This window comes from Comamonas faecalis, assembly GCF_039538025.1.
Taxonomy (GTDB): Bacteria; Pseudomonadota; Gammaproteobacteria; order Burkholderiales; family Burkholderiaceae_C; genus Comamonas_C; species Comamonas_C faecalis.
Map to the genome: position 1 here is coordinate 1 of NZ_BAABBP010000046.1, position 20,388 is coordinate 20,388.

Annotated in this window: 18 protein-coding genes; 10 read left to right on the top strand and 8 right to left on the bottom strand. The window is 68.9% G+C overall.

Going from position 1 to position 20,388, the window contains the following annotated elements; translation table 11 throughout:
* Both ABD767_RS16490 and ABD767_RS16495 read left to right on the top strand, forming a co-directional pair.
* The coding region (locus tag ABD767_RS16490; RefSeq protein ID WP_344869963.1) for an HIRAN domain-containing protein at positions 1-945 on the top strand (945 nt) is incomplete at its 5' end.
* Positions 935-4,012, top strand: a complete 3,078-nt coding sequence (locus ABD767_RS16495; RefSeq protein WP_103045701.1) for an HsdR family type I site-specific deoxyribonuclease — start codon at positions 935-937, stop codon at positions 4,010-4,012. The genes ABD767_RS16490 and ABD767_RS16495, both read left to right, overlap by 11 nt.
* A gap of 104 nt (positions 4,013-4,116) precedes the next feature.
* Here the strand turns inward: ABD767_RS16495 and ABD767_RS16500 are convergent, their stop codons facing one another.
* Positions 4,117-4,776 (bottom strand): FmdE family protein, encoded by a 660-nt coding sequence (locus ABD767_RS16500; protein WP_103045717.1) that lies wholly within the window; start codon positions 4,774-4,776, stop codon positions 4,117-4,119.
* Positions 4,777-5,181: 405 nt separating this feature from the next.
* On the opposite strand from ABD767_RS16500, the gene ABD767_RS16505 reads away from it, so the two are divergent.
* The 3 genes from ABD767_RS16505 to cobA all read left to right on the top strand — a co-directional run bounded on the left by ABD767_RS16505 (position 5,182) and on the right by cobA (position 7,627).
* Positions 5,182-5,655 carry an RcnB family protein gene (locus tag ABD767_RS16505; RefSeq protein ID WP_103045702.1) on the top strand — a complete coding sequence of 158 codons (474 nt, stop codon included), beginning with the start codon at positions 5,182-5,184 and terminating at the stop codon, positions 5,653-5,655.
* 239 nt (positions 5,656-5,894) lie between these two features.
* Positions 5,895-6,836, top strand: a complete 942-nt coding sequence (gene ybiB, locus ABD767_RS16510; RefSeq protein ID WP_103045703.1) for a DNA-binding protein YbiB — start codon at positions 5,895-5,897, stop codon at positions 6,834-6,836.
* Positions 6,833-7,627: a uroporphyrinogen-III C-methyltransferase gene (cobA, locus tag ABD767_RS16515; protein WP_103045704.1), complete on the top strand. Its 795-nt coding sequence runs from the start codon at positions 6,833-6,835 to the stop codon at positions 7,625-7,627. The genes ybiB and cobA overlap by 4 nt, the downstream gene beginning before the upstream one ends.
* A 112-nt stretch (positions 7,628-7,739) precedes the next feature.
* On the opposite strand, the gene ruvC is transcribed toward cobA, so the two are convergent.
* From ruvC to ABD767_RS16545, 6 genes are all read right to left on the bottom strand, one after another.
* Positions 7,740-8,294: a crossover junction endodeoxyribonuclease RuvC gene (ruvC, locus tag ABD767_RS16520; RefSeq protein WP_103045705.1), complete on the bottom strand. Its 555-nt coding sequence runs from the start codon at positions 8,292-8,294 to the stop codon at positions 7,740-7,742.
* A gap of 13 nt (positions 8,295-8,307) precedes the next feature.
* On the bottom strand, positions 8,308-9,015 hold the full coding sequence (gene mtgA / locus ABD767_RS16525) for a monofunctional biosynthetic peptidoglycan transglycosylase (protein ID WP_103045706.1): 708 nt from the start codon (positions 9,013-9,015) through the stop codon (positions 8,308-8,310).
* Positions 9,012-9,854, bottom strand: a complete 843-nt coding sequence (gene aroE / locus ABD767_RS16530; RefSeq protein WP_103045707.1) for a shikimate dehydrogenase — start codon at positions 9,852-9,854, stop codon at positions 9,012-9,014. Before aroE ends, mtgA begins: the two co-directional genes overlap by 4 nt.
* Positions 9,854-10,717 carry a TonB family protein gene (locus ABD767_RS16535; protein WP_103045708.1) on the bottom strand — a complete coding sequence of 288 codons (864 nt, stop codon included), beginning with the start codon at positions 10,715-10,717 and terminating at the stop codon, positions 9,854-9,856. Before ABD767_RS16535 ends, aroE begins: the two co-directional genes overlap by 1 nt.
* Positions 10,714-12,813: an RNB domain-containing ribonuclease gene (locus ABD767_RS16540; RefSeq protein ID WP_103045709.1), complete on the bottom strand. Its 2,100-nt coding sequence runs from the start codon at positions 12,811-12,813 to the stop codon at positions 10,714-10,716. The genes ABD767_RS16535 and ABD767_RS16540 overlap by 4 nt, the downstream gene beginning before the upstream one ends.
* Before the next feature lie 63 nt (positions 12,814-12,876).
* Positions 12,877-13,461 carry a YqiA/YcfP family alpha/beta fold hydrolase gene (locus tag ABD767_RS16545; RefSeq protein WP_103045710.1) on the bottom strand — a complete coding sequence of 195 codons (585 nt, stop codon included), beginning with the start codon at positions 13,459-13,461 and terminating at the stop codon, positions 12,877-12,879.
* A gap of 98 nt (positions 13,462-13,559) precedes the next feature.
* Here ABD767_RS16545 and rodA point away from each other — a divergent pair, with 98 nt between their 5' ends.
* From rodA to ABD767_RS16570, 5 genes are all read left to right on the top strand, one after another.
* A complete protein-coding gene (gene rodA / locus ABD767_RS16550) occupies positions 13,560-14,732 on the top strand; it encodes a rod shape-determining protein RodA (protein WP_103045711.1) in 1,173 nt (390 codons plus the stop codon).
* Between the two features lie 50 nt (positions 14,733-14,782).
* Positions 14,783-16,237: a metalloprotease TldD gene (gene tldD / locus ABD767_RS16555; RefSeq protein ID WP_103045712.1), complete on the top strand. Its 1,455-nt coding sequence runs from the start codon at positions 14,783-14,785 to the stop codon at positions 16,235-16,237.
* 36 nt (positions 16,238-16,273) lie between these two features.
* On the top strand, positions 16,274-16,822 hold the full coding sequence (locus tag ABD767_RS16560) for a hypothetical protein (RefSeq protein ID WP_103045713.1): 549 nt from the start codon (positions 16,274-16,276) through the stop codon (positions 16,820-16,822).
* A gap of 231 nt (positions 16,823-17,053) precedes the next feature.
* Entirely contained in the window at positions 17,054-18,208 is a 1,155-nt protein-coding gene (locus ABD767_RS16565; RefSeq protein WP_103045714.1) for a 3-deoxy-7-phosphoheptulonate synthase, read from the top strand.
* A 134-nt stretch (positions 18,209-18,342) separates the two neighbouring features.
* Positions 18,343-18,654, top strand: coding sequence for a hypothetical protein (locus ABD767_RS16570; RefSeq protein WP_103045715.1), 312 nt, complete (start codon positions 18,343-18,345; stop codon positions 18,652-18,654).
* Between the two features lie 17 nt (positions 18,655-18,671).
* On the opposite strand, the gene mpl is transcribed toward ABD767_RS16570, so the two are convergent.
* Positions 18,672-20,084 (bottom strand): UDP-N-acetylmuramate:L-alanyl-gamma-D-glutamyl-meso-diaminopimelate ligase, encoded by a 1,413-nt coding sequence (gene mpl / locus ABD767_RS16575; RefSeq protein ID WP_103045716.1) that lies wholly within the window; start codon positions 20,082-20,084, stop codon positions 18,672-18,674.
* Positions 20,085-20,388 lie beyond the last annotated feature (304 nt).

A 20,388-nucleotide genomic window follows, 5' to 3' on the forward strand; every position in this document is an offset into this window, starting at 1 on the left:
GTTGGCCAGCAGGCCAGACAGCAGTTCTTCGGGTACGTCGTGTTTCTTGGTGTTCATTGCGCTTACGGACAGGCCGGCTTACGCCGGCGGTGGATTGTCCGTTTACACAAAATTCTGCACACCCTCGGCCCAGAACCGAAGGCGGATACTGCAACCGGAGGAATCATGAACACGACCGTATTCATCGCATGGCGCGGCGGCTCGGCCGAACGGGGCGCGTGGTCGCCCGTGGCAAAGCTGGAACATGCTGATGGCGAATATCGCTTTGCCTACACGCACGGGGCGCTGACGCTGCCGGGATTTCATCCTTTCCCGGGCATGGACGATCTGCGCACGGTGTATCGCTCGCGCACCTTGTTTCCGCTGCTGGCCAATCGCCTGCTCTCGCGCTCTCGGCCCGAGTACGAGGCCTGGCTGACGTGGAGCGGCTTTGACCCGAAAAGCCCGCCGACGCCGCTGGCCGTACTGGGTGTGACTGAGGGCATTCGCCAGACCGACGCGCTCGAAGTATTTCCCCAGCCCGTGGCCGACGCGCAAGGCCGCTACAGCGACCGCTTTTTTTTGCACGGCTTGCGCCACGCTGGCGCGCCGGCGCATGAGCGGCTGGCGACGCTGCGTGCGCAAGACGTTTTGCGCCTGGAGCTGGAAGACGACAACGCGCATGACCCGCATGCCGTGGCCGTTCTGGACGATGGCGTGCAGCGGCTGCGCCTGGGCTATGTGCCGCGTTATCTGGCACGCGACGTGCGCGCCTTGGCGACGCGAGGCGGCGTGCAGTCCATCGACTTGCGCGTGGCCCGCGTGAACCATGGCGCGCCGTTGCAAATGCGGGTGCTGTGTTTGCTGCGGGCGCCCTGGCCACACGGTTTCGCGCCTTGCACCGGGGCCGAATTCCAGCCGCTTGCAGAGGTGGCGGAAGCACCGCAGCTTGCCCATGCCACGTGAGCAGGACGTCGAACTCGGGGCGCTCGGGCTGCTGCGCCAATCGGGATTCGATTTGCGCCACGGGCCCGAGCTGGGGCCCGATGCGCCGCAGCCGGAGCGCGCGTCGTTTGCCGACGTCGTGTTGTCCGGCCGCGTGGCATCCGCGCTGCAACGGCTGAACCCCGCGCTGTCGCGCGAGGCACTGGCGGGCGTGGCCCACACGCTTTTGCATCCGCCGCACCCCACGCTGATCCAGAACAACCGCTGGCTGCACGGCTTGCTGGTCGATGGCGTTCCGGTGGAATACCGCGACGCCAAAGGCGGCGAGATGCGTGGTGGCCGCGCCCGGCTGATCGACTTCGACAACCCGGCGGCCAACGACTGGCTGGCGGTGCGTCAGCTCACTGTTGCAGGCCCGTCGGGCAAGCATGTTCGACCGGATTTGCTGCTGTTTCTGAACGGCCTGCCGGTGGTGGTCATCGAGCTGAAAGATCCGGCCGATGAAAAGGCCGATCTGGGCGTGGCGATGGCTCAGCTCAAGCGCTACATGGCGACCACGCCGGACCTGTTTGCGCCCAACGTGCTGTGCGCGGTGTCCGATGGCCTGTTGACGCGCGTGGGCTCCCTCACCGCTGGCGCGAGCCGCTACATGCCGTGGCGGCCACTGGCTGATGGAGGCGGCGCGCCGACGCTGGATGCGTTGATTCATGGATTGCTGGAGCCGCGCGCGCTGCTGGATTACCTGCGTGCCTGCGTCACCTTCGAGGAAGACGAGCGCGGCGACGTCGTCAAGAAGATCGCCGGCTACCACCAGTTCCGTGCCGTGCGCAAGGCGCACGCCAGCGTGCTGGCGCGCTTGAAGCCGGAGGGTGACGGGCGTGGCGGCGTGGTCTGGCACACGCAGGGTTCGGGCAAGTCGCTCACCATGCTGATGTTGACAGGCAGCCTGATTCGCGAGCCGCGCCTGGCCAACCCGACGGTGGTGCTGATCACCGACCGCAACGATCTGGACGACCAGTTGTTCGACACCTTTGCCGCCGGCCGTGCTCTGCTGCGCCAGCCGCCGGTGCAGGCCGCGAGCCGCGAGCATCTGAAAGCGCTGCTTGACCGCGCCGCAGGCGGTGTGGTGTTCACCACCATCCAGAAATTCGCGGAAGGCGCAGGCGTGATTTCCGAGCGCCACAACGTGGTGGTGATGGCCGACGAAGCGCACCGCAGCCAGTACGGCTTTGTCGAGGGCGGCGCGCGCTGGATGCGCGAAGCCTTGCCGGGCGCCACCTTCATCGGCTTTACCGGCACGCCGCTGGAGGGCGACGACAAGAACACCATTCACGTATTCGGTGAATACGCCGACGTGTACGACATCCGGCAAGCGGTGGACGATGGCGCCACCAAGCCGCTGTATTACGAATCGCGCATCGTCAAGCTCAAGGTCGATGAAGCGGGCCTGCGGGTTGCGGAAGAAGAAGTCGAATATGTCGTCAACGCGGATCGCGACGGCGAGGTAGCGCCGGGCAGGTACCGGGTGCCGCTGGAGTCGCTGGTCGGCGCGCCGGAGCGCATCGAGCGCCTGGCGGCCTTCATCGTTGACCATTGGAACCAGCGCCGCGCGGCCATGGAAGGCAAGGCCATGGTGGTGACCATGAGCCGCGACATCGTCGCCCGGCTGTACGAGGCCATCCGCGCGCTGCGCCCCGACTGGCACGATGCCGACGACGAGCGCGGCGCCATGAAGGTGGTGGTGACCGGCAGCGATGGCGACCCCGAGCCGCTGCGCAGCCATGTGCGCACCAAGGCTGCGCGCAAGCGCCTGGCCGAACGCTTCAAGGATCCGGCCGATGATCTGCGGCTGGTCATCGTGTGCGACATGTGGCTGACCGGCTTTGACTGCCCGCCGGCGCACACGCTGTACCTGGACAAGCCGCTGGCCGGGCACAACCTGATGCAGGCCATCGCGCGGGTCAATCGGGTCTATGGCGACAAGCCCGGCGGGTTGATCGTGGACCTGCTCGGCCTGGCCGATCAACTGGCGGATGCGCTGGCCACCTATACCCAAGCCGGGGGCACGGGCGAAGCAGTGCGGCAGGTACAAGGCGAGGCCGTGCCGGCGATGCAGGCGGCGTTCGAGAAGCTGCGTGATTTCTTCCACGGCTGCGACTACGCGGCGGCGCTGGACGCCGAACCGCGCGACGTGCTGCCGCTGTACCTTCGCGCCATCGACCACGTGCTGGGTCAGGAAGACGGCTGGCAGCGCTTTCGTGCGCTGGTCAAGGAATTGGCGACGGCCTTCGCGCTGGCGGTGCCGCGACCGGAGACTGCGGCCATCACGTCACACCTGGCCTTTTTTCAGCGTTGCGCGGCCATGATCCGCAAGCGTCTGGCCGACGACGATGGGCGCCGCGCGGCCAACAGCCGACAGCGCGACGTGGATGCGGCCGTGCGCCAGGTCATCGGCGGCGCCGTGGATGCCGACGACGTGATCGACCTGTTTGCCGTGGCAGGGCTTGAGGAGGCGCGCCTGGACATCCTGGGCGATGACTTTCTGCAGCGTGTGGCCGCGTTGGAGCAGAAAAATCTGGCCCTGCAAACGCTGCGCAAGCTGCTGAACGACCAGATCCGCATCACCGAACGCAGCAATCTGGTGCAGAGCCGGAAATTCCGCGAGGCGTTGGAAGATGCGCTTTCGCGCTACACCAACAAGGCCATCTCGACCGCCGAGATGATCGCCCGCCTGATCGACCTGGCGAAAAGCCTGCGCGAGGCCCGGCGGCAGGGTGAGCACTTGGGCCTGAGCGCGGAAGAAACCGCGTTCTACGACGCCCTGGCCGACAACGAGTCAGCGCGCGACGCGATGCAAAGCGACACCCTGCGGCTGATGGCGCGCGAGTTGACCGAGATGGTCAAGAAAATGCCTAAGCTCGATTGGGTGCAGCGCGAATCGGTGCGCGCCAGCCTGCGTCGCAACGTGCGGCGCTTGCTGGCCCGCTACGGCTATCCGCCCGATCTGGCCGAAGGTGCGACGCAGCTGGTGCTACGGCAAGCCGAGCTGTCGACGGAAAACGGAGAATCGCCTGCAGAGAATCCTTGAAAACAAGCACGGCGTTGATTGGGGAAATGCGGCCCGATTCGAGATGGCTGGCGCTGGCCGACCATCCGGTTCGATGACGCACATCCGCTTGCTCCAGGACATATTCAGTGGCGCTTGTCCCAGGGCGTGACCTGCACCAGCTGAGCATCGTCGGCAAAGTCCACCAGCATGGCGCGCACGCGCTGCTGCCACAGCTGGCCGAAGCGGCGCAACTGCTCTTCGCTGGCGCGGCCGGCGATCGCGTAGGGCAGCACGCGCGGCATTTCCTCGTTCCAGGGCACCAGTGCGGCGTTCAGCTGCAGCGCGACGGCGGCGCCGGTGTCGGTGCGCTGCAGGCCGAAGACGCCGGGCACGTCGCTGCGGTCGAAGTGCAGCAGCTCGTTGCGGGCAAAACGGCCAGTCGGGCCGATGCCGTGAAAGCCCGTCTCGGGTGCGGCGCCGGTGAGCAATTGCACGACCGAGGCGGTGACGCCGGTGGTGCCGCTGTCGCGCGCGTCGTGCATGAAGGCCGCCACCTCGCCGCGCACCGGCAGCGCGTCGCCGTACAGCGCGCGCAGGCCGTGCAGCGTCATCAGGTAGGCGCCGGCAACCGTCGGGCATGAATGGCCGGCCAGGCGCACCGCGTCGGCATAGCCGTAACGCAGCACGCCGCCCTCGGCAGCGCCAAGAAACTCGGACAGCGGATCGCGCACCGTCAGGGTCGGTGCCTGGTCGAAGAAGTCGGGCAGCCGGGGCTGGAGATCGGTCGATGTGGAAAGTGGCATGGCGGGCAGGCGCGAACGCTTGAATGGATGAATGGGAATCATCCTAGCGATCGGGCAATCCCGTGGATGCTGCAAAGGTCACCGGCGGGAATGGACACTGGCGGGCGCATTTGCGCCGATCAAGAAACAGCTGAAGGCGGCCGTTTCCATGTGATCCATTCCAGTGAATCGAGTCGAAAGCACGGAGCAAACAGCCTGGGACTTATTCATGGATCCATGGCTCGCGCACGGGATGAGGTTGCTCAAGATGTTGCGATGGGTTACCGGCCGGTGAACGCTGTGCACGTGCTGGCAAAGCCCCGGTAAGCGCATGCAAATCTTCGGTAAAACCGCTGCGCGGCACCTGTTGCGCGGCGGCAAATCAGCGACCATGGGCGCACGTTTACTGCCACGAAAGGACGAGACATGAGCCCCACTACCCAGATCACCGCCCGCGCGCCGCGCCGTGCCTTCATTGCCTGGGCCGCAGGCGCCGCGCTGGCCCTGGGCCTGCCGGCCATGGCGCAAGCCCAGCCGCGCGACGGACGCCACGACGGCCGCGGCGGCCCGCAGCAGCCGCCCCGGCATCGCCCCGGCCAGACGCAGAGCCGCCCGGGCCACGCCCAGCAGCGCCCGCCACAGGCGCGTCCGCACTCCGGCCCGCCGCCGCACGCACAGGCCCGCCAGCGGCCCTGGCGTGGCAGTGGGCCGCAGCAGCGCTGGCACCGCGGCGACCGCGTGCCGGCCCGCTACCGCGGCCGCCAGTACGTTGTCAACAACTGGCGCGCGCACCACCTGAATGCGCCGCCGCGCGGCTACCACTGGGTGCAGTACGGCAGCGACTACCTGCTGGTGGCGATTGCCACCGGCGTGATTGCGCAGCTCATCCTGAGCCGTTGACCCGGGTCGCGGTGAGGACACCGCTTCTGCCAAATGTTGGGCACCGCCCCGCGAGATGCCGCTTCCGCCGTGGGAGCGGCGCCCTCGCCGCGATGGAGCCCAATGTTTTGGCAGGAGGGGCGCCCTCGCTCTGATGGGTGCGCAGAAGGCCTGCAACCAGGCTTCGCAGGACTATCCAAATACCCGAATCGGTATGAAGCCTGTCCGACAATGGCGGCCCCATTCATTGCACACCGACCATGGGCATCAGCCACTACATCAAGGAAATCGGCCGCGGCACGCGCGGCGCCAAGGCGTTGACGCGAGCGCAGGCTGCCGACCTCATGGGCCAGGTGCTCGACGGCGAGGTCAGCGACCTGGAGCTGGGCGCTTTCTGCGCGGCCATGCGCATCAAGGGCGAGACGGCCGAGGAGATGTGCGGCTTCGTTGATGCCGCACGCGAGCGTATCGCGTTGATCCCCGCAAACCCTGCCGACCTGCCGCTGGTGGTGCTGCCCAGCTACAACGGCGCGCGCCGCCTGCCGGTGCTCACGCCGCTGCTGGCACTGCTGCTGGCGCGCCGTGGCCTGCCGGTGCTGCTGCACGGCATGGCGACCGAGGACGGGCGCGTGCAGGCGTCCGAGGTGCTGCGGGCGCTGGGCACGCCCGCGCTGGCTGCGCCCGCGGCGATTGCTCCGGGCACGGTGGCGCACCTGCCCACGGCCGCGTTGCACCCGGGGCTGGTGCGGCTGCTGGAGGTGCGCCGGCACATCGGCCTGCGCAGCAGCGGCCACAGCCTGGTCAAGCTGCTGATGCCCACCCAGGGCGCAGCGCTGCTGGTCAGCAGCTACACCCATGCCGACTACTTTGCGCTGATGGGCGAGTGTTGCGCCGAGCTGGGGCTCAACGCCCTGCTGTCGCGCGGGCTGGAGGGCGAGAGCGCCGCCGACCCGCGCCGCCAGCCGCGCTACGACGCCTGGCTGCAGGGCCGCCACCAGTTGCTGGCCGAGCAGGTGCCCGGCACGGCGGATGGAGTGCCCGGCCTGCCCGCGGCCATCGACGCCGCCAGCACCGCCGCCTACACCCGGCAGGTGCTGGACGGCCAGCTCCCCGTACCTGCTGCGCTGGCGCAGCAGGTGGAACACATCACCGGGCTGTGCCGGAGGCTGAGGCAGCAACTGCAAACCGAGGACATCCAATGAAACAAGGCCATTGCACATTGGTGGGCGCCGGCCCGGGCGACCCCGAACTGCTGACCCTCAAGGCGCTGCGCGCCATCGAGGCGGCCAGCCTGCTGCTGGTCGACGACCTGGTCAGCGACGAGATCGTCGCGTTGGCGCCGCCCGGCGCGCGCGTGGTGCGCGTGGGCAAGCGCGGCGGCTGCAAAAGCACGCCGCAGGCCTTCATCGAGCGGCTGATGGTCAGCGCCGCTCAGGATGGCGAGCGCGTGGTGCGCCTGAAGGGGGGCGACCCCTTCATCTTCGGGCGCGGCGGCGAGGAGGCCGAGCACCTGCGCGCGGCGGGAGTCACGGTCGACGTCGTCAACGGCATCACCGCGGGCCTTGCCGGCCCCACGGCGCTGGGCGTGGCGCTGACGCACCGCGACCACGCGCAGGGCGTGGTGTTCATCACTGGCCACAACCGCCCGGGCAGCGACCCCGCCGACTGGCGCCAGCTGGCCGCAACCGCCCACCAGGCGCGCCTGACGCTGGTGATCTACATGGGCATGGCCAGTGCGCAGCGGCTGCAGCAGGATCTGCTGGCCGGTCTGCCGGCGCACACGCAGGTGGCCATCGTGCAAAACGCCAGCCGCCCCGACCAGCGCCACGCGGTCACCACGCTCGGACGGTTGCATGACACCATCGTGGGCCATGGTCTGGCCAGCCCGTCGGTCATCGTCGTGGGCGACGTGGTGTCAGGTATTGCGGCGCTGCCTGCGGATAGCGGCCAGATGCCGGATACGCCTATTGCACCGCAGGCGCGCTCGGCCTGATTCAGCCTGATGGAAATCCATCACCCCAGGCGCAAGCCGGGGTTCCTGGATTCCGGCTTTCGCCGGAATGACGGGTATTGCACCCAGCCTCAGCCTAAATCCGGATTTAGGCTCAGTAACTGCGCCCGCCCTTGTACATCGCGTGCTGGCGGCGCGTCAGTTGCGCAACTTCGCCCACGCGCGCCATGGCCGCGCCGGCGTGGGCGTGGGTGACGGCCAGGCCCAGGGCGTCGGCGGCGTCGGTGCCGGGCAGTCCGGGCAGGTGCAGCAGGCGGCGCACCATCTCCTGCACCTGGGCTTTGGCCGCGCGGCCGTGGCCGACGACGGCTTTCTTCATCTGCAGCGCGGTGTATTCGGCCACCGGCAGCCGGGCGTTGACCAGCGCGGTGAGCGCCGCGCCGCGCGCCTGGCCCAGCAGCAGTGTCGATTGCGGATTGACGTTGACGAAGACGATCTCGACCGCGGCCGTGTCGGGCTGGTAGCGCTGCGCCACCTCGCTGATGCCGTCGAACAGAATCTTCAGCCGCGCCGGCAGGTCGCCCAGCGCGACGCCGGCGCCCGTGGTGCGGATGGTGCCGCTGGCCACGTAGGCCAGCGCGTGGCCATCGACGTCGATGACGCCGAAGCCGGTGGTCTGCAGGCCGGGGTCGATGCCGAGGATGCGCATGGTCAAGGGCGCCTCAGGGCAGCTGCGCGGCGGGCATGCGCGCGGCGATGGTGCGCGCGCGCGCGGCCAGGTAGGTGGACTGGGGCATTTTCTCGAAGCGCTTGGGCGCGGGCAGCATCACGGCCAGGCGGGCGGCCTCGATGGCGCTGAGCTGGCGCGCGCTTTTGCGAAAGTAGTGGCGCGCAGCAGCCTCGGCGCCGTAGACGCCGTTGCCCCATTCGACGCTGTTGAGGTAGATCTCCAGGATGCGCTGCTTGGGCAGCAGCGCTTCGAGCGCCAGTGCCAGCACCAGCTCCTGGCCCTTGCGCAGCAGCGTGCGCTCGCCCGACAGCAGCAGGTTTTTGGCCAACTGCTGGGTGATGGTGGAGCCGCCGCGGATGCGCGCGGGGCGGCGTGCGCTGGCGCGCTGCTGGCTGCGCTCGTTGTGCGCCCATGCGCGCTCGATGGCCTGCCACTCGACGCCGTGATGGCGGGCGAAGCCGTCGTCCTCGGACGCGATGACCGCGCGCTTGAGCTGGTCGGAAATTTGCGCGTAGTCCACCCACTGCTGGCGCCAGTGCAGCGCGCTCGGGCCGCGCAGCTGCGCGATGGCGGCCGAGCGCTGCATGGCGGTGGATTCGGGGTTCACGCCGGCCATGGCCGCAATGCGCAGCACGAAGAAAAGCTGCAGCCCCGCCAGCGCGCACAGCGCCAGGGCCAGCCAGCGCAGCAGGGCGTTCATGGCTGGCGCAGTGCGGCCAGCACGCCGGCCGTGGGCGGGCGCACGCCGCGCCACAGCGCAAAGGCCTCGGCGGCCTGCTCGACCAGCATGCCCAGGCCGTCGCGGCCCTGCGCGCCGTGCCGGTGCGCCCACTGGAGGAAACCCTGGGCCGCGGGGCCGTACATCATGTCGTAGGCCAGGCTGCCGGGGCGCAGCACGCAGTCGGGCACGGGCGCGGCGTCGCCGGCCAGGCTGCTGGCGCTGGCGTTGATGACGATGTCGAAGCTGTCACTGAGCGTGGCGGGCGCGGCCGCCAGTAGCGGCACCTGGTGGGTGGCCGCCAGCGCGGCATGGCGCTCGACCAGCGCCTGCGCGCGCTCCAGCGTGCGGTTGGCGACGGTGATCAGCGTGGGCCGCTGCTCGAGCAGCGGAGCCAGCGCGCCGGCAGCGGCGCCGCCGGCGCCGATCAGGAGCACGCTGGCGCCGGCAATCGCGCGGCCCGCGCCCTGGGTGATGTCGGCCACCAGGCCCAGGCCGTCGGTGTTGTCGGCATGGATGCGGCCCTCGCCGTCCCAGGCCAGCGTGTTGGCGGCGCCGGCCAGCTGCACGCGCTCGCTGCGCGTGTGCGCCAGCTCGGCCGCCTGCAGCTTGAAGGGCACGGTGATGTTGCAGCCGCGCCCGCCGGCGGCGGCAAAGTCGGTCAGCGCCTGGGCCAGGCCGTCCAGCGGAACAAGGCGTGCTTCATAGCGCAGCGCCTGTTGTGTGAGCTGGGCAAAGCGCGCGTGGATCCAGGGCGAGCGGCTGTGGGCAATCGGGTTGCCCATCACGCAGTACAGGTCGGTGGTCGTGTCGGCGGTCATCAGCGCATCTCGGTCTGCAGCGTGGCGTCGTGGGTGAAGTGAAAGCGCGAGACGATGGCGATCTGGTCGGCGCGCGCGCGCATGGCCTTGGTAAAGCTGCCATAGGGGCCGGCGGCGCGGGCGATGGCCTCGGCGCGGCGGTCGAGCAGCCGGTTGCCCGAGCTTTGCGCGATCTCGGTGGCCAGCACGCGCCCGTCGTGGTTGACGGTCATCACCATGATGAGCTCGCCATAGAGCTTGCGCCCGCCCTGCTCGGGGAAGTTCTGCGTGCCCTTGTCCTCGATCTTGCGGCGCAGCGCGTCGTAGTAGATGGCGTAGGCCTCCTCGCGCGTGGCCGGGCTGATGTAGCGCTTGCGCGGGCGGGCGTTTTCTTCGTTGATGCGCTTTTCGATCTCGGCCAGCAGCTTGACGAGCTGACGGCGTTTTTCCTCCTGGCGCTGGTCTTGCTCGCCGCTGGCGCTGGTGCGCTGCGCGTCGGGTGGCAGCAGGTGGGCCAGCTGCTGGCGCACCTGGGCCAGCAGCATGTTCTGCTGCTCCATCAGCTCGTCCATGCGCCGCTGCGCATCTTCCAGGTCGTTGCCCACGGTGGTGAGCGCCGCCGAGGGCAGCGGGCTGGTGGCGCGGCCCTGGGCGGCCTCGCCGCCGCCGGCCAGCGACGCCTGGGCGATGGCCTGCGCCTTGTCCGGGCGCTCGTCGGTACGCGCGTTGACCAGGATGACCTCCAGCGGCGTGTCCTGGAACACGCGGTTGAAGCCTTCGGGATTGACGAAGCGCACGGTGAGCAGCGCGGCGTGCACCGCGACCGAGATGGCCAGCGCAAGCTGCAGCGTGCTCAGGCGGGCGAGCAGGGCTGGGAGTTTCACGGGGCGGGGCTGGATCCGGGCACGGATGCGGGCGTGGCGGCGGCGTCGCCGGCGGGTTCGTCCACGTCCAGCGCAATCGCCAGCGCGCCGGCGCCGGCTTCTTCGCCGTCGTCGCCCTCGTCGTCCAGCGCCGCGTCGTCGCCGGGGTCGAGCGGGTCGTCCAGGCGCGCCAGAACGGTGCCATGCACGTCCAGCGCAATCGGGTCGATGTCGCCCAGGCGCACGCGCACCCGCGCGCCGCGCTGCAGGTTTTGCGCGCCCAGCACCGAGAAGACCAGCGGCAGCGTGTCGGCGCGCACCAGGGAGTCGCCGCCCATGCCTTCGCGGATCACCGCGGCGTCCAGTTCGGTGACGCCGTTTTGCTGCAGCCAGACCAGCGTCCAGTAGCGTTCCATCGCGCTCTGGTAGCCGTTGTAGGCGCTGTAGGCGGCGTCAAAGCTGCTGATGATGGCGAACAGCTCGGCGTCGCGCGGCTTGAACGGCGCGGCCAGCGCGGCAGTGGCGCCGTGGCGCACGCAGGCAATGATTTGCCACTGGTTGACCAGGTCGACGTAGCGGCGCAGCGGCGAGGTGGCCCAGGCGTAGCTCTTGACGCCGATGCCCGCGTGCGGCAGCGCCTTGACGCCCATGCGCACCTTGATGCCGGACGCAAGGCTTGCCTGGCTGCGGTAGATGCCGGGCACGCCCTGGGCGGCCAGCATCTGGCCCCAGGTGCTGTTGGCGACGATGGCCGCCTCGGCGACGATCAGGTCCAGCGGCGCGCCGCGCCGGCGCGTGGTGATCTGCACCGTCTCGCTGCCGTCGGGCGCGTCGCCTTTTTTGTCCAGCAGGTGAAAGCTGTAGTCGGGGCGGTTGAAGGTCTCGGGCTTGCCGCGCACTTGTTCGCGCCCGGCCTTCAGGTGCTGCGCCAGGCGGTGCAAAAAGGCGAGTTCCTCGCGCCGCGCGGCCAGTTCTTGCGGTGTGTCGGCGGGCGAGTCGCCGCCGGCCAGCCAGTCGGCAGTGACGATGTGGTCGAGCTTGTCGTGGCGAAAGTTCACGTCGACCGGCACGCGGTCCAGGCGCGTTTCGCTGGAGATTTCTTGCAGCGTTGCCTCGTCATAGGTGACGTACAGCGAGACTGCAGGGTTGGCGCGGCCGGCGTCCAGCGTGTAGGTCTGCACCACGGCGTCGGGCAGCATGGTGATCTTGTTGCCCGGCATGTAGACCGTGGACAGGCGGGCGCGCCCGAGCTGGTCGAGCGCGTCGCCCGGCGCGATCGCCAGGCCCGGCGCGGCAATGTGGATGCCCAGCGTGACCTGGCCGCTGCCCAGGCCTTGCAGCGACAGCGCGTCGTCGATCTCGGTGGTGTGCGAGTCGTCGATGGAGTAGGCGCTCACCTGCGCCAGAGGCAGGTCGGCGGGCGGCTCGGGCGCGGTGACGGGCGCAAAGCCGGTGCCGCGCGGGAAGAACTCGAACAGGAAGCGCCGGTAGTGGAACTCGTAGGGCGAGTCGATGGCGCCGGCCGCCTGCAGCAGCGCCAGCGGCGCCTGGTGGGTGCTGCGGCTGGCCTCGACGACGGCCTTGTATTCGGGCGCGTTCTTGTCGGGCTTGAACAGGATTTTGTACAGCTGGTCGCGGATCGCCTGCGGGCACTGGCCGGCGGCCAGCTCCTGCGCCCAGGCGTCGATCTGCGCCTGGATCTGCTGCTTTTTCTCGATGGCGGCCAGCGCCTGGGCGACGATGTCGGCCGGAGCCTTCTTGAAGCGGCCCTTGCCCGCGCGGCGAAAGTAATGCGGCGCCTCGAACAGCGCGATCAGCATGGCCGCCTGCTCCACCGGCGGGGCGCTGGCGCTGAAATAGTCGCGCGCCAGCTCGGCAAAGCCGAACTCGCCCTCGGGGGCGAATTCCCAGGCCAGCGCCGGGTCGATGGTGGCGGCCGTCTCGCGCGCACGCGTCAATAGGTCGGCGGGCGCGGGCTGGTCGAATTTCAGCAGAATGTGCGCGGTCTTGGCCTTGACGCGCTTGCCACTGTCGAGCTCGATCTGGGCCGAACTGTCGGTTTCGGAGAGGATGCGGCCGGCCAGAAATTTGCCGGCGTCGTCGAACAATGCATGCATGGCGGCAATTGTCCCATGCGCCGCGGCGCCTGCGCCGGGCGGTCTCACACAGGTCTGGTGGTTTCAGGCCAGGTCGAGGAAGGCGAAAACCGGCGCCAGCACCTGCTCGAAGTCGCTCAGAGCATGGTCGCCGCCGGGCAGCACGATGTGCTGCGCCTGTGGGTAGCGCGCCACCATTTCGCGCCAGTCCAGCAGCTCGTCGCCCCGGGCGGCCACCAGCAGCTCGGGCGCGGCCTGGGGCTGGCCGCGCACGTCGAGTGCGCGCAGCTCGTCGATGTATTCGGCGCGAAAGAAAAAGCGCTCCTCGGGCGTGTGCCAGCTGCTTTGCTCGCCGATGTAGTGCGCAAGATCGCGCGCCGGGTCGACCGCGGGGTTGAGCATCACGCTCTTGCAGTGCATGCGCTGCGCCACCGCACTGGCGTAGTAGCCGCCCAGCGACGAGCCGACGACGGCCATGCGCGCGCTCGGCCAGCCGGCAATGCCGTCCTCGATCAGCGCCATGGCCTCGCGCGGCGAGGGTGGCAGTTGCGGGCACCACAGCTGCACCCGTGGGTGGTTTTGCTCTACGTAACGGGCCATCCGTTGCGCCTTGGCCGACTGGGGAGAAGAGCGAAAGCCGTGCAGATAAAGCATGTGGGTGGTGGTCATGGCCTGCGATTGTGCCTACCCGCATGCCCACTTGTGCCAGTGCCTCGGCCGTGTTTGCGCGCGCGGGAGCCGCCCGCGGTTGCGATAATCAGCGCCCCATGGCCGCCGCAATCGACTCTCCCACGCTGCCCGAGCGCATCGCGCCGCTGTTTCGCGGCTTCGACTGGCCGACGCTGCTGCTGCTGCTGGCACTGTCAGGCCTGGGGCTGGTGGCCATGTATTCGTCGGGTTTCGACCACGGCACGCGCTTTGTCGACCACGGCCGCAACATGCTGCTGGGTGCGGCCATTCTGTTCATCGTCGCCCAGGTGCCGCCGCAGCAGCTGATGCGCCTGGCCGTGCCGGCCTATGCGCTGGGCGTGGCGCTGCTGGTGGGCGTGGCGCTGTTCGGCATCACGCGCAAGGGGGCCACGCGCTGGATCAACGTCGGCATCGTGATCCAGCCCAGCGAGCTGCTCAAGATTGCCACGCCGCTGATGCTGGCCTGGTGGTTCCAGAAACGCGAGGGCCAGCTGCGCGCCTTCGACTTCGTCGTCGCCCTGGTGCTGCTGATGCTGCCGGTGGGCCTGATCATGAAGCAGCCCGACCTGGGCACCTCCCTGCTGGTGCTGGCCGCCGGCCTGTCGGTGGTCTTTTTTGCCGGCCTGTCCTGGAAGCTGGTGCTGCCGCCGGTGCTGCTGGGCGCGGTGGGCATTGCGGTGCTGGTGGTGATGGGCGGCAGCTGGTGCGCCGACGGCGTGGACTGGCCGGTTTTGCATGGTTACCAGCAGCAGCGCGTGTGCACGCTGCTTGACCCCACGCGCGACCCGCTGGGCAAGGGCTTTCACATCATCCAGGGCATGATCGCCATCGGCTCGGGCGGCGTCTGGGGCAAGGGCTTCATGGCCGGCACGCAGACGCACCTGGAGTTCATCCCCGAGCGCACCACTGACTTCATCTTCGCCGCCTTCTCCGAGGAGTTCGGCCTGGCGGGCAACCTCACGCTGATCGCCTGCTTCTTGCTGCTGGTGTGGCGCGCGCTGGCCATTGCCTCGCGCGGCACGACGCTGTTTGCCCGCCTGGCGGCGGCGGCGGTGGCGGTGATTTTTTTCACCTACGCCTTCGTCAACATGGGCATGGTCAGCGGCATCCTGCCCGTGGTCGGCGTGCCGCTGCCGTTCATCAGCTATGGCGGCACGGCCATGGTCACGATGGGGCTGGCGCTGGGGGTGCTGATGTCGGTGGCGCGCGCCCAGCAGCCGCAGGACAGCGACCTGCTGCCAGGGCGCTGAACCGGCCCGTCCGCCCCACGGGGCAAGGGGCGCCTGCCTACAATATGGGGATGATTTCCCGCGAACCGACCATCGAGCGCCTGGCCACGGCCCGCGCGCTGCTGCTGGAGCCCTTCGGGCTCGACGAAACCCACCTGGCGCGCGCGCTGGCCGCGATCCGCGCGCACCGCGTCGACGACGCCGACCTGTACTTCCAGACCACGCGCACCGAGGGTTGGAGCCTGGAGGAGGGCATCGTCAAGACGGGCGCCTTCTCCATCGACCAGGGAGTGGGCGTGCGCGCGGTGAGCGGCGAGAAGACGGCGTTTGCCTATTCCGACGACATCTCCGAGGCATCGCTGCTGGACGCGGCGCACACGGTGCGCTCGATCGCCGCGGCGGGCCAGTCGGCGCGCGTGCGCGCGGCCAAGGTGGCGCGCAGCCATGCGCTGTATCCGCAGCTCGACCCGATCGCCACGCTGGACAGCACGGCCAAGGTGCAGCTGCTGGAGAAGGTGGAGCAACTGGCGCGCGCGCGCGATCCGCGCGTGGCGCAGGTCATGGCCGGCCTGGCCAGCGAGTACGACGTGGTGCTGATTGCCCGCGCCGACGGCACGCTGGCGGCCGATGTGCGCCCGCTGGTGCGGCTGTCGGTGACGGTGATCGCCCAGCAGGGCCCGCGCCGCGAGATGGGCGCGGCCGGTGGTGGCGGGCGCTTTGGCCTGGCGTATTTCGACGATGCGCAGATCAAGCGCTACGTGGACGAGGCCGTGGACGCGGCGCTGGTCAACCTGCAGGCGCGCCCGGCGCCCGCCGGCGAGATGACCGTGGTGCTGGGCCCGGGCTGGCCCGGCGTGCTGCTGCACGAGGCCGTCGGCCACGGGTTGGAGGGCGACTTCAACCGCAAGGGCTCCAGCGCGTTCAGCGGCCGCATCGGCGAGCGCGTGGCCGCGCGGGGCGTGACGGTGCTCGACGACGGCACGATTGCCGACCGGCGCGGCTCGCTGAACGTGGACGACGAGGGCCATCCGACGCAGCGCAACGTGCTGATCGAGGATGGCATCCTGAAGGGCTATCTGCAGGATTCACTCAACGCCCGCCTGATGGGTGCGTCCGCCACCGGCAACGGCCGGCGCGAGAGCTACGCCCACATTCCGATGCCGCGCATGACCAACACCTACATGCTGGCGGGCGACAAGGATCCGCAGGAGATCGTCGCCAGCATCAAGCGCGGCCTGTACGCGACCAATTTCGGCGGCGGCCAGGTCGACATCACCAGCGGCAAGTTCGTCTTCTCGGCCAGCCAGGCCTGGTGGGTGGAAAACGGCAAGATCGTCTACCCGGTCAAGGGCGCGACGCTGGTGGGCAGCGGCCCCGAGTCGCTCAAGAAGGTCGGCATGATCGGCAACGACCTGCAGCTCGACAGCGGCGTGGGCACTTGCGGCAAGGAAGGCCAGAGCGTGCCGGTGGGCGTGGGCCAGCCGACGCTGCGCATCGACGGCCTGACCGTGGGCGGCACCGCCTGAACCCGGCCGGGCGCAGGCGGGCATTGTCGCAACGCCATGGCCCGGCGCCCGTCACCCACCACACTGCGCACCACCTCGGGCGCCACGCTGGCCGATCTGGCGCGCCAGTTGCGCCTTGATGCGGGCGGCGATGCGCAGGCGCGCGAGCTGCGCGATGCGCTGGGCGCGCTGTCGGCGCAAATCGAGGCGCTGGCCCGCGCGCGCCACCAGGCTCGCCGGGCGCAGGATCTGTTGGCGCAGGTCGACGCGCTGGCGCAGGCGCTGCGCCGCCACAGCCATCAGCTCACCGCACTCGATCCGCATTGGCACGCGCTGCCCGAATGCGATGCCTACGCGCATGGCGTGGCGCAGCTGCAGGACACGCTGCAGGCCTGGCAGGACGCGCTGCACCAGGGCGGCGCGCAAGAGCCGCGCGTGTTCAGCGCCTTCGAGGTTCAAGCCTGGCGCGCGCTGGGCCAGGCGCTGGTGCTGCTGGATTTCCATGACGACGACCCATTGCCCGCGCCGGTGCAGCCCCGGGGCGATGTACCGCCAAGAAGGGTGGGCAGTGCCCTGGCGCGATTGCGCCGCTGGTGGCGCATGTAGCCAAACGGCAACAGGGCAGGGATGTTGCAATGCACCAAATCGTGCTACATTGACAGCCATGCGCGTTCAAGCCCCGTTCTACTTTTACTTTTGGTTCTCTGTCCAAGGCGGATGAGAGGTAAGAGCGCACCTGAAATACTGAGCACCCAAACCCCAAGAAACCGCCGAAGCTGTACAGCCCGGCGGTTTTTTTTGGCCCGCAATGAACACAACCCACCTTGAGGACGACAAATGACTGCCAACGCCCCTGCATCCGATACCTGGTATTCCCGCGGTGACTCGACCAGCCAGACCGACGACCAACGCATCCAGGACATCACCGTGCTTCCCCCACCAGACCATTTGATTCGTTTCTTCCCCATCCGCGGCTCGGCCGTCGAGCGCCTGATCGCCGACACCCGCCGCGGCATCCAGCGCCTGATGCGCGGTGAAGACGACCGCCTGCTGGTCATCATCGGGCCTTGCTCCATCCACAATCCCGACGCGGCGCTGGACTACGCGCGCAAACTGCAGAAGGTGCGCGCGCAGTACAAGGACGACCTGGAGATCGTGATGCGCGTGTACTTCGAGAAGCCGCGCACCACGGTGGGCTGGAAGGGGTTGATCAACGACCCCTACCTGGATGGCAGCTACCGCATCGACGAAGGCCTGCGCATTGCGCGCGAGCTGCTGATCGACATCAACCGCCTGGGCGTGCCGGCGGGCAGCGAGTTTCTGGACGTGATCAGCCCGCAGTACATCGCCGACTTGATCAGCTGGGGCGCCATTGGCGCGCGCACCACCGAGAGCCAGGTGCACCGCGAGCTGGCCTCGGGCATCTCGGCGCCGATCGGCTTCAAGAACGGCACCGACGGCAACATCCGCATTGCCACCGACGCCATCCAGTCCGCCAGCCGCGGCCACCACTTCCTGTCGGTGCACAAGAACGGCCAGGTGGCCATCGTGCACACCGCGGGCAACCAGGACTGCCACGTGATTTTGCGCGGCGGCAAGGCGCCCAACTACGACGCGGCCAGCGTGGCCATCGCCTGCGCCGATCTGGAGAAGGCCGGCCTGCCGCCGCGGCTGATGGTGGACTGCAGCCACGCCAACAGCAGCAAGCAGCACGAGCGCCAGCGCGACGTGGCGCGCGACATCGCCGCGCAGATCGCCAGTGGCTCGCAAAGCATCTTCGGCGTAATGGTTGAGAGCCACCTGGCAGCCGGCGCGCAGAAGTTCACGCCGGGCAAGGACGATCCGAATGCGCTCGCCTACGGCCAGAGCATTACCGACGCCTGCCTGGGCTGGGACGACTCCGAAGCCCTGCTGGCCGACCTGGCCGAGGCCGTGCGCCACCGTCGCGCTGCGGCGGCACAGGCACAGGCGCCGGCCGTGGCCGCCGTGTGATGCGGGTTCGCCGCCAAACACGCGGCCGCGTTGGATGGTCTTGGCGTGTGCCGGCGCTGTAAGCTTGCCGCCGTGGCGCGGCCCGGCGGCGGGCCGCGCAATCCCAACCGTCAATACGCTTTCAGGATGACACCATGCGCAGTGAAGTATTTGTGAATCTGGCGCCCGGCGAGGAATATCACATCGACTTGCGCGGCAGCGAGCCCATGGCCGCCGATCATGCACGCCGCTGGCTGGACGATGAGTTCGTGCGCCTGGACTGCGAGCCGCTGCGCGCCACCGGCAAGGTGCTGCTGGCCGACAAGGTGCTGGTCGTCGCGCAGGCGGCCGGCGCGCGCCTGTTCAAGGACGATGCCTGGGCGCAGCAGTTTGCCCGCGCGGCCGTTGGCGCGCTGTCGCAGCCGCTGGTGCGGGTGGACGTGGCGGCCATGGCCGTCAGTTTCTGAGCGACTGTCCGGGGTTGTTACCGTAGGCCTGTCTTGACGCGCTGGGCCAGAGCGTCGAGCAGCCTGGCATGGATGCCGCCAAAGCTGCCGTTGCTCATGCACACGACGTGATCGCCCGGCTGCGCGGCCTGCAGCACCTGCGCCAGCAGCGTGTCCAGGTCGCCCGCCACCTGGGCGCGCGCGCCCATGGGAGCCAGCGCCTGGGCGGCGTCCCAGTCCAGCCCGGCGGTGTGGCAGAACGCCAGGTCGGCCGCCTCCAGCGACCAGGGCAGCTGGGCGGCCATCGTTCCCAGTTTCATCGTATTGCTGCGCGGCTCGAACAGCGCCAGGATGCGCGCGCCGTTGCCTACGCTGCGCCGCAGCCCGTCCAGCGTGGTGCGGATTGCCGTCGGGTGGTGGGCAAAGTCGTCGTACACGGTGATGCCGGCCACGCAGCCGCGCAGCTCCATGCGCCGGCGCACGTTCTGAAAGCTGGCCAGTGCCTGCGCCGCTTGATCCACCGGCACGCCCACGTGCTCTGCCGCGGCGATGGCGGCCAGCGCGTTGAGCTGGTTGTGCCGCCCGGTCAGCGCCCATTGCACATGGCCGGTGGCGCCGCTGGCGCGGTGCAGCACGCGAAAGTCGTGCGCCTCGCCATCGGCGTGAAAGTCGCTCACCGTGCTGCCAAAGCTGGCCACGGCGCTCCAGCAGCCCTGGTACAGCACGCGCGTCAGGCTTTCTTCCAGGTCGTTGACGACGACGCGCCCCTGCGCCGGCACGGTGCGCACCAGGTGGTGGAACTGGCGCTCGATCTGCGCCAGGTCGTCGAAGATGTCGGCGTGGTCGAACTCCAGGTTGTTGAGCACTGCGGTGCGCGGGCGGTAGTGCACGAACTTGCTGCGCTTGTCGAAGAACGCGGTGTCGTACTCGTCGGCCTCGATCACGAACAGCGGCCGCTGCTGCCCTGCGGCCTGCGCGCCCAGGCGCGCCGAGACGCCAAAGTTCAGCGGCACGCCACCGACCAGAAAGCCGGGAGTGAGGCCGGCGCATTCCAGGATCCAGGCCAGCATCGAGGTCGTCGTCGTCTTGCCGTGCGTGCCGGCTATGGCCAGCACGTGGCGCCCCGCCAGCACCTGCTCGGCCAGCCACTGCGGGCCGCTGGTGTAGGGGAGACCGGCGTCCAGGATGGCTTCCATCAGCGGAAATTTGGGGCTGCCGTCGGCCAGCCGCGCGCGGCTGACGACGTTGCCAACAACGAAGACATCGGGCTTGAGTTGCAGTTGGTCGGCGCCGTAGCCCTCGATCAGCTCGATGCCGAGCGCGCGCAACTGATCGCTCATCGGCGGATAGACGCCTGCGTCGCAGCCGGTGACGCGGTGGCCGGCCTCGCGCGCCAGCGCCGCCAGTCCGCCCATGAAGGTTCCGCAAATGCCCAGGATATGAATATGCATGGGCCGCGATTCTAGGAGGCTGTCGGGCTTGGAGCGCCGAAAGCGAGAATCGGCCCCAGCGAGCACAGTTTTTGCCGGATTTGCAGCCCAATAGCCGAGCTATTGGGCAAAAAGACGGTAAAAAATGAGCCGCTGCGGTCGATTTGCAGCCGGCGATTTCCAAGTCCGACAGGCTCCTAGGGAAATCCTGCAAAACCTCCCCGTCTGTCTGGTAGGTGTCAGCCACCGCTGGCATTCTCCTCATCCATGAAGCAAACCAACCTCGCCCTGAACCTGAGCACGCGCAAGACGCGCAAGCAAGTCT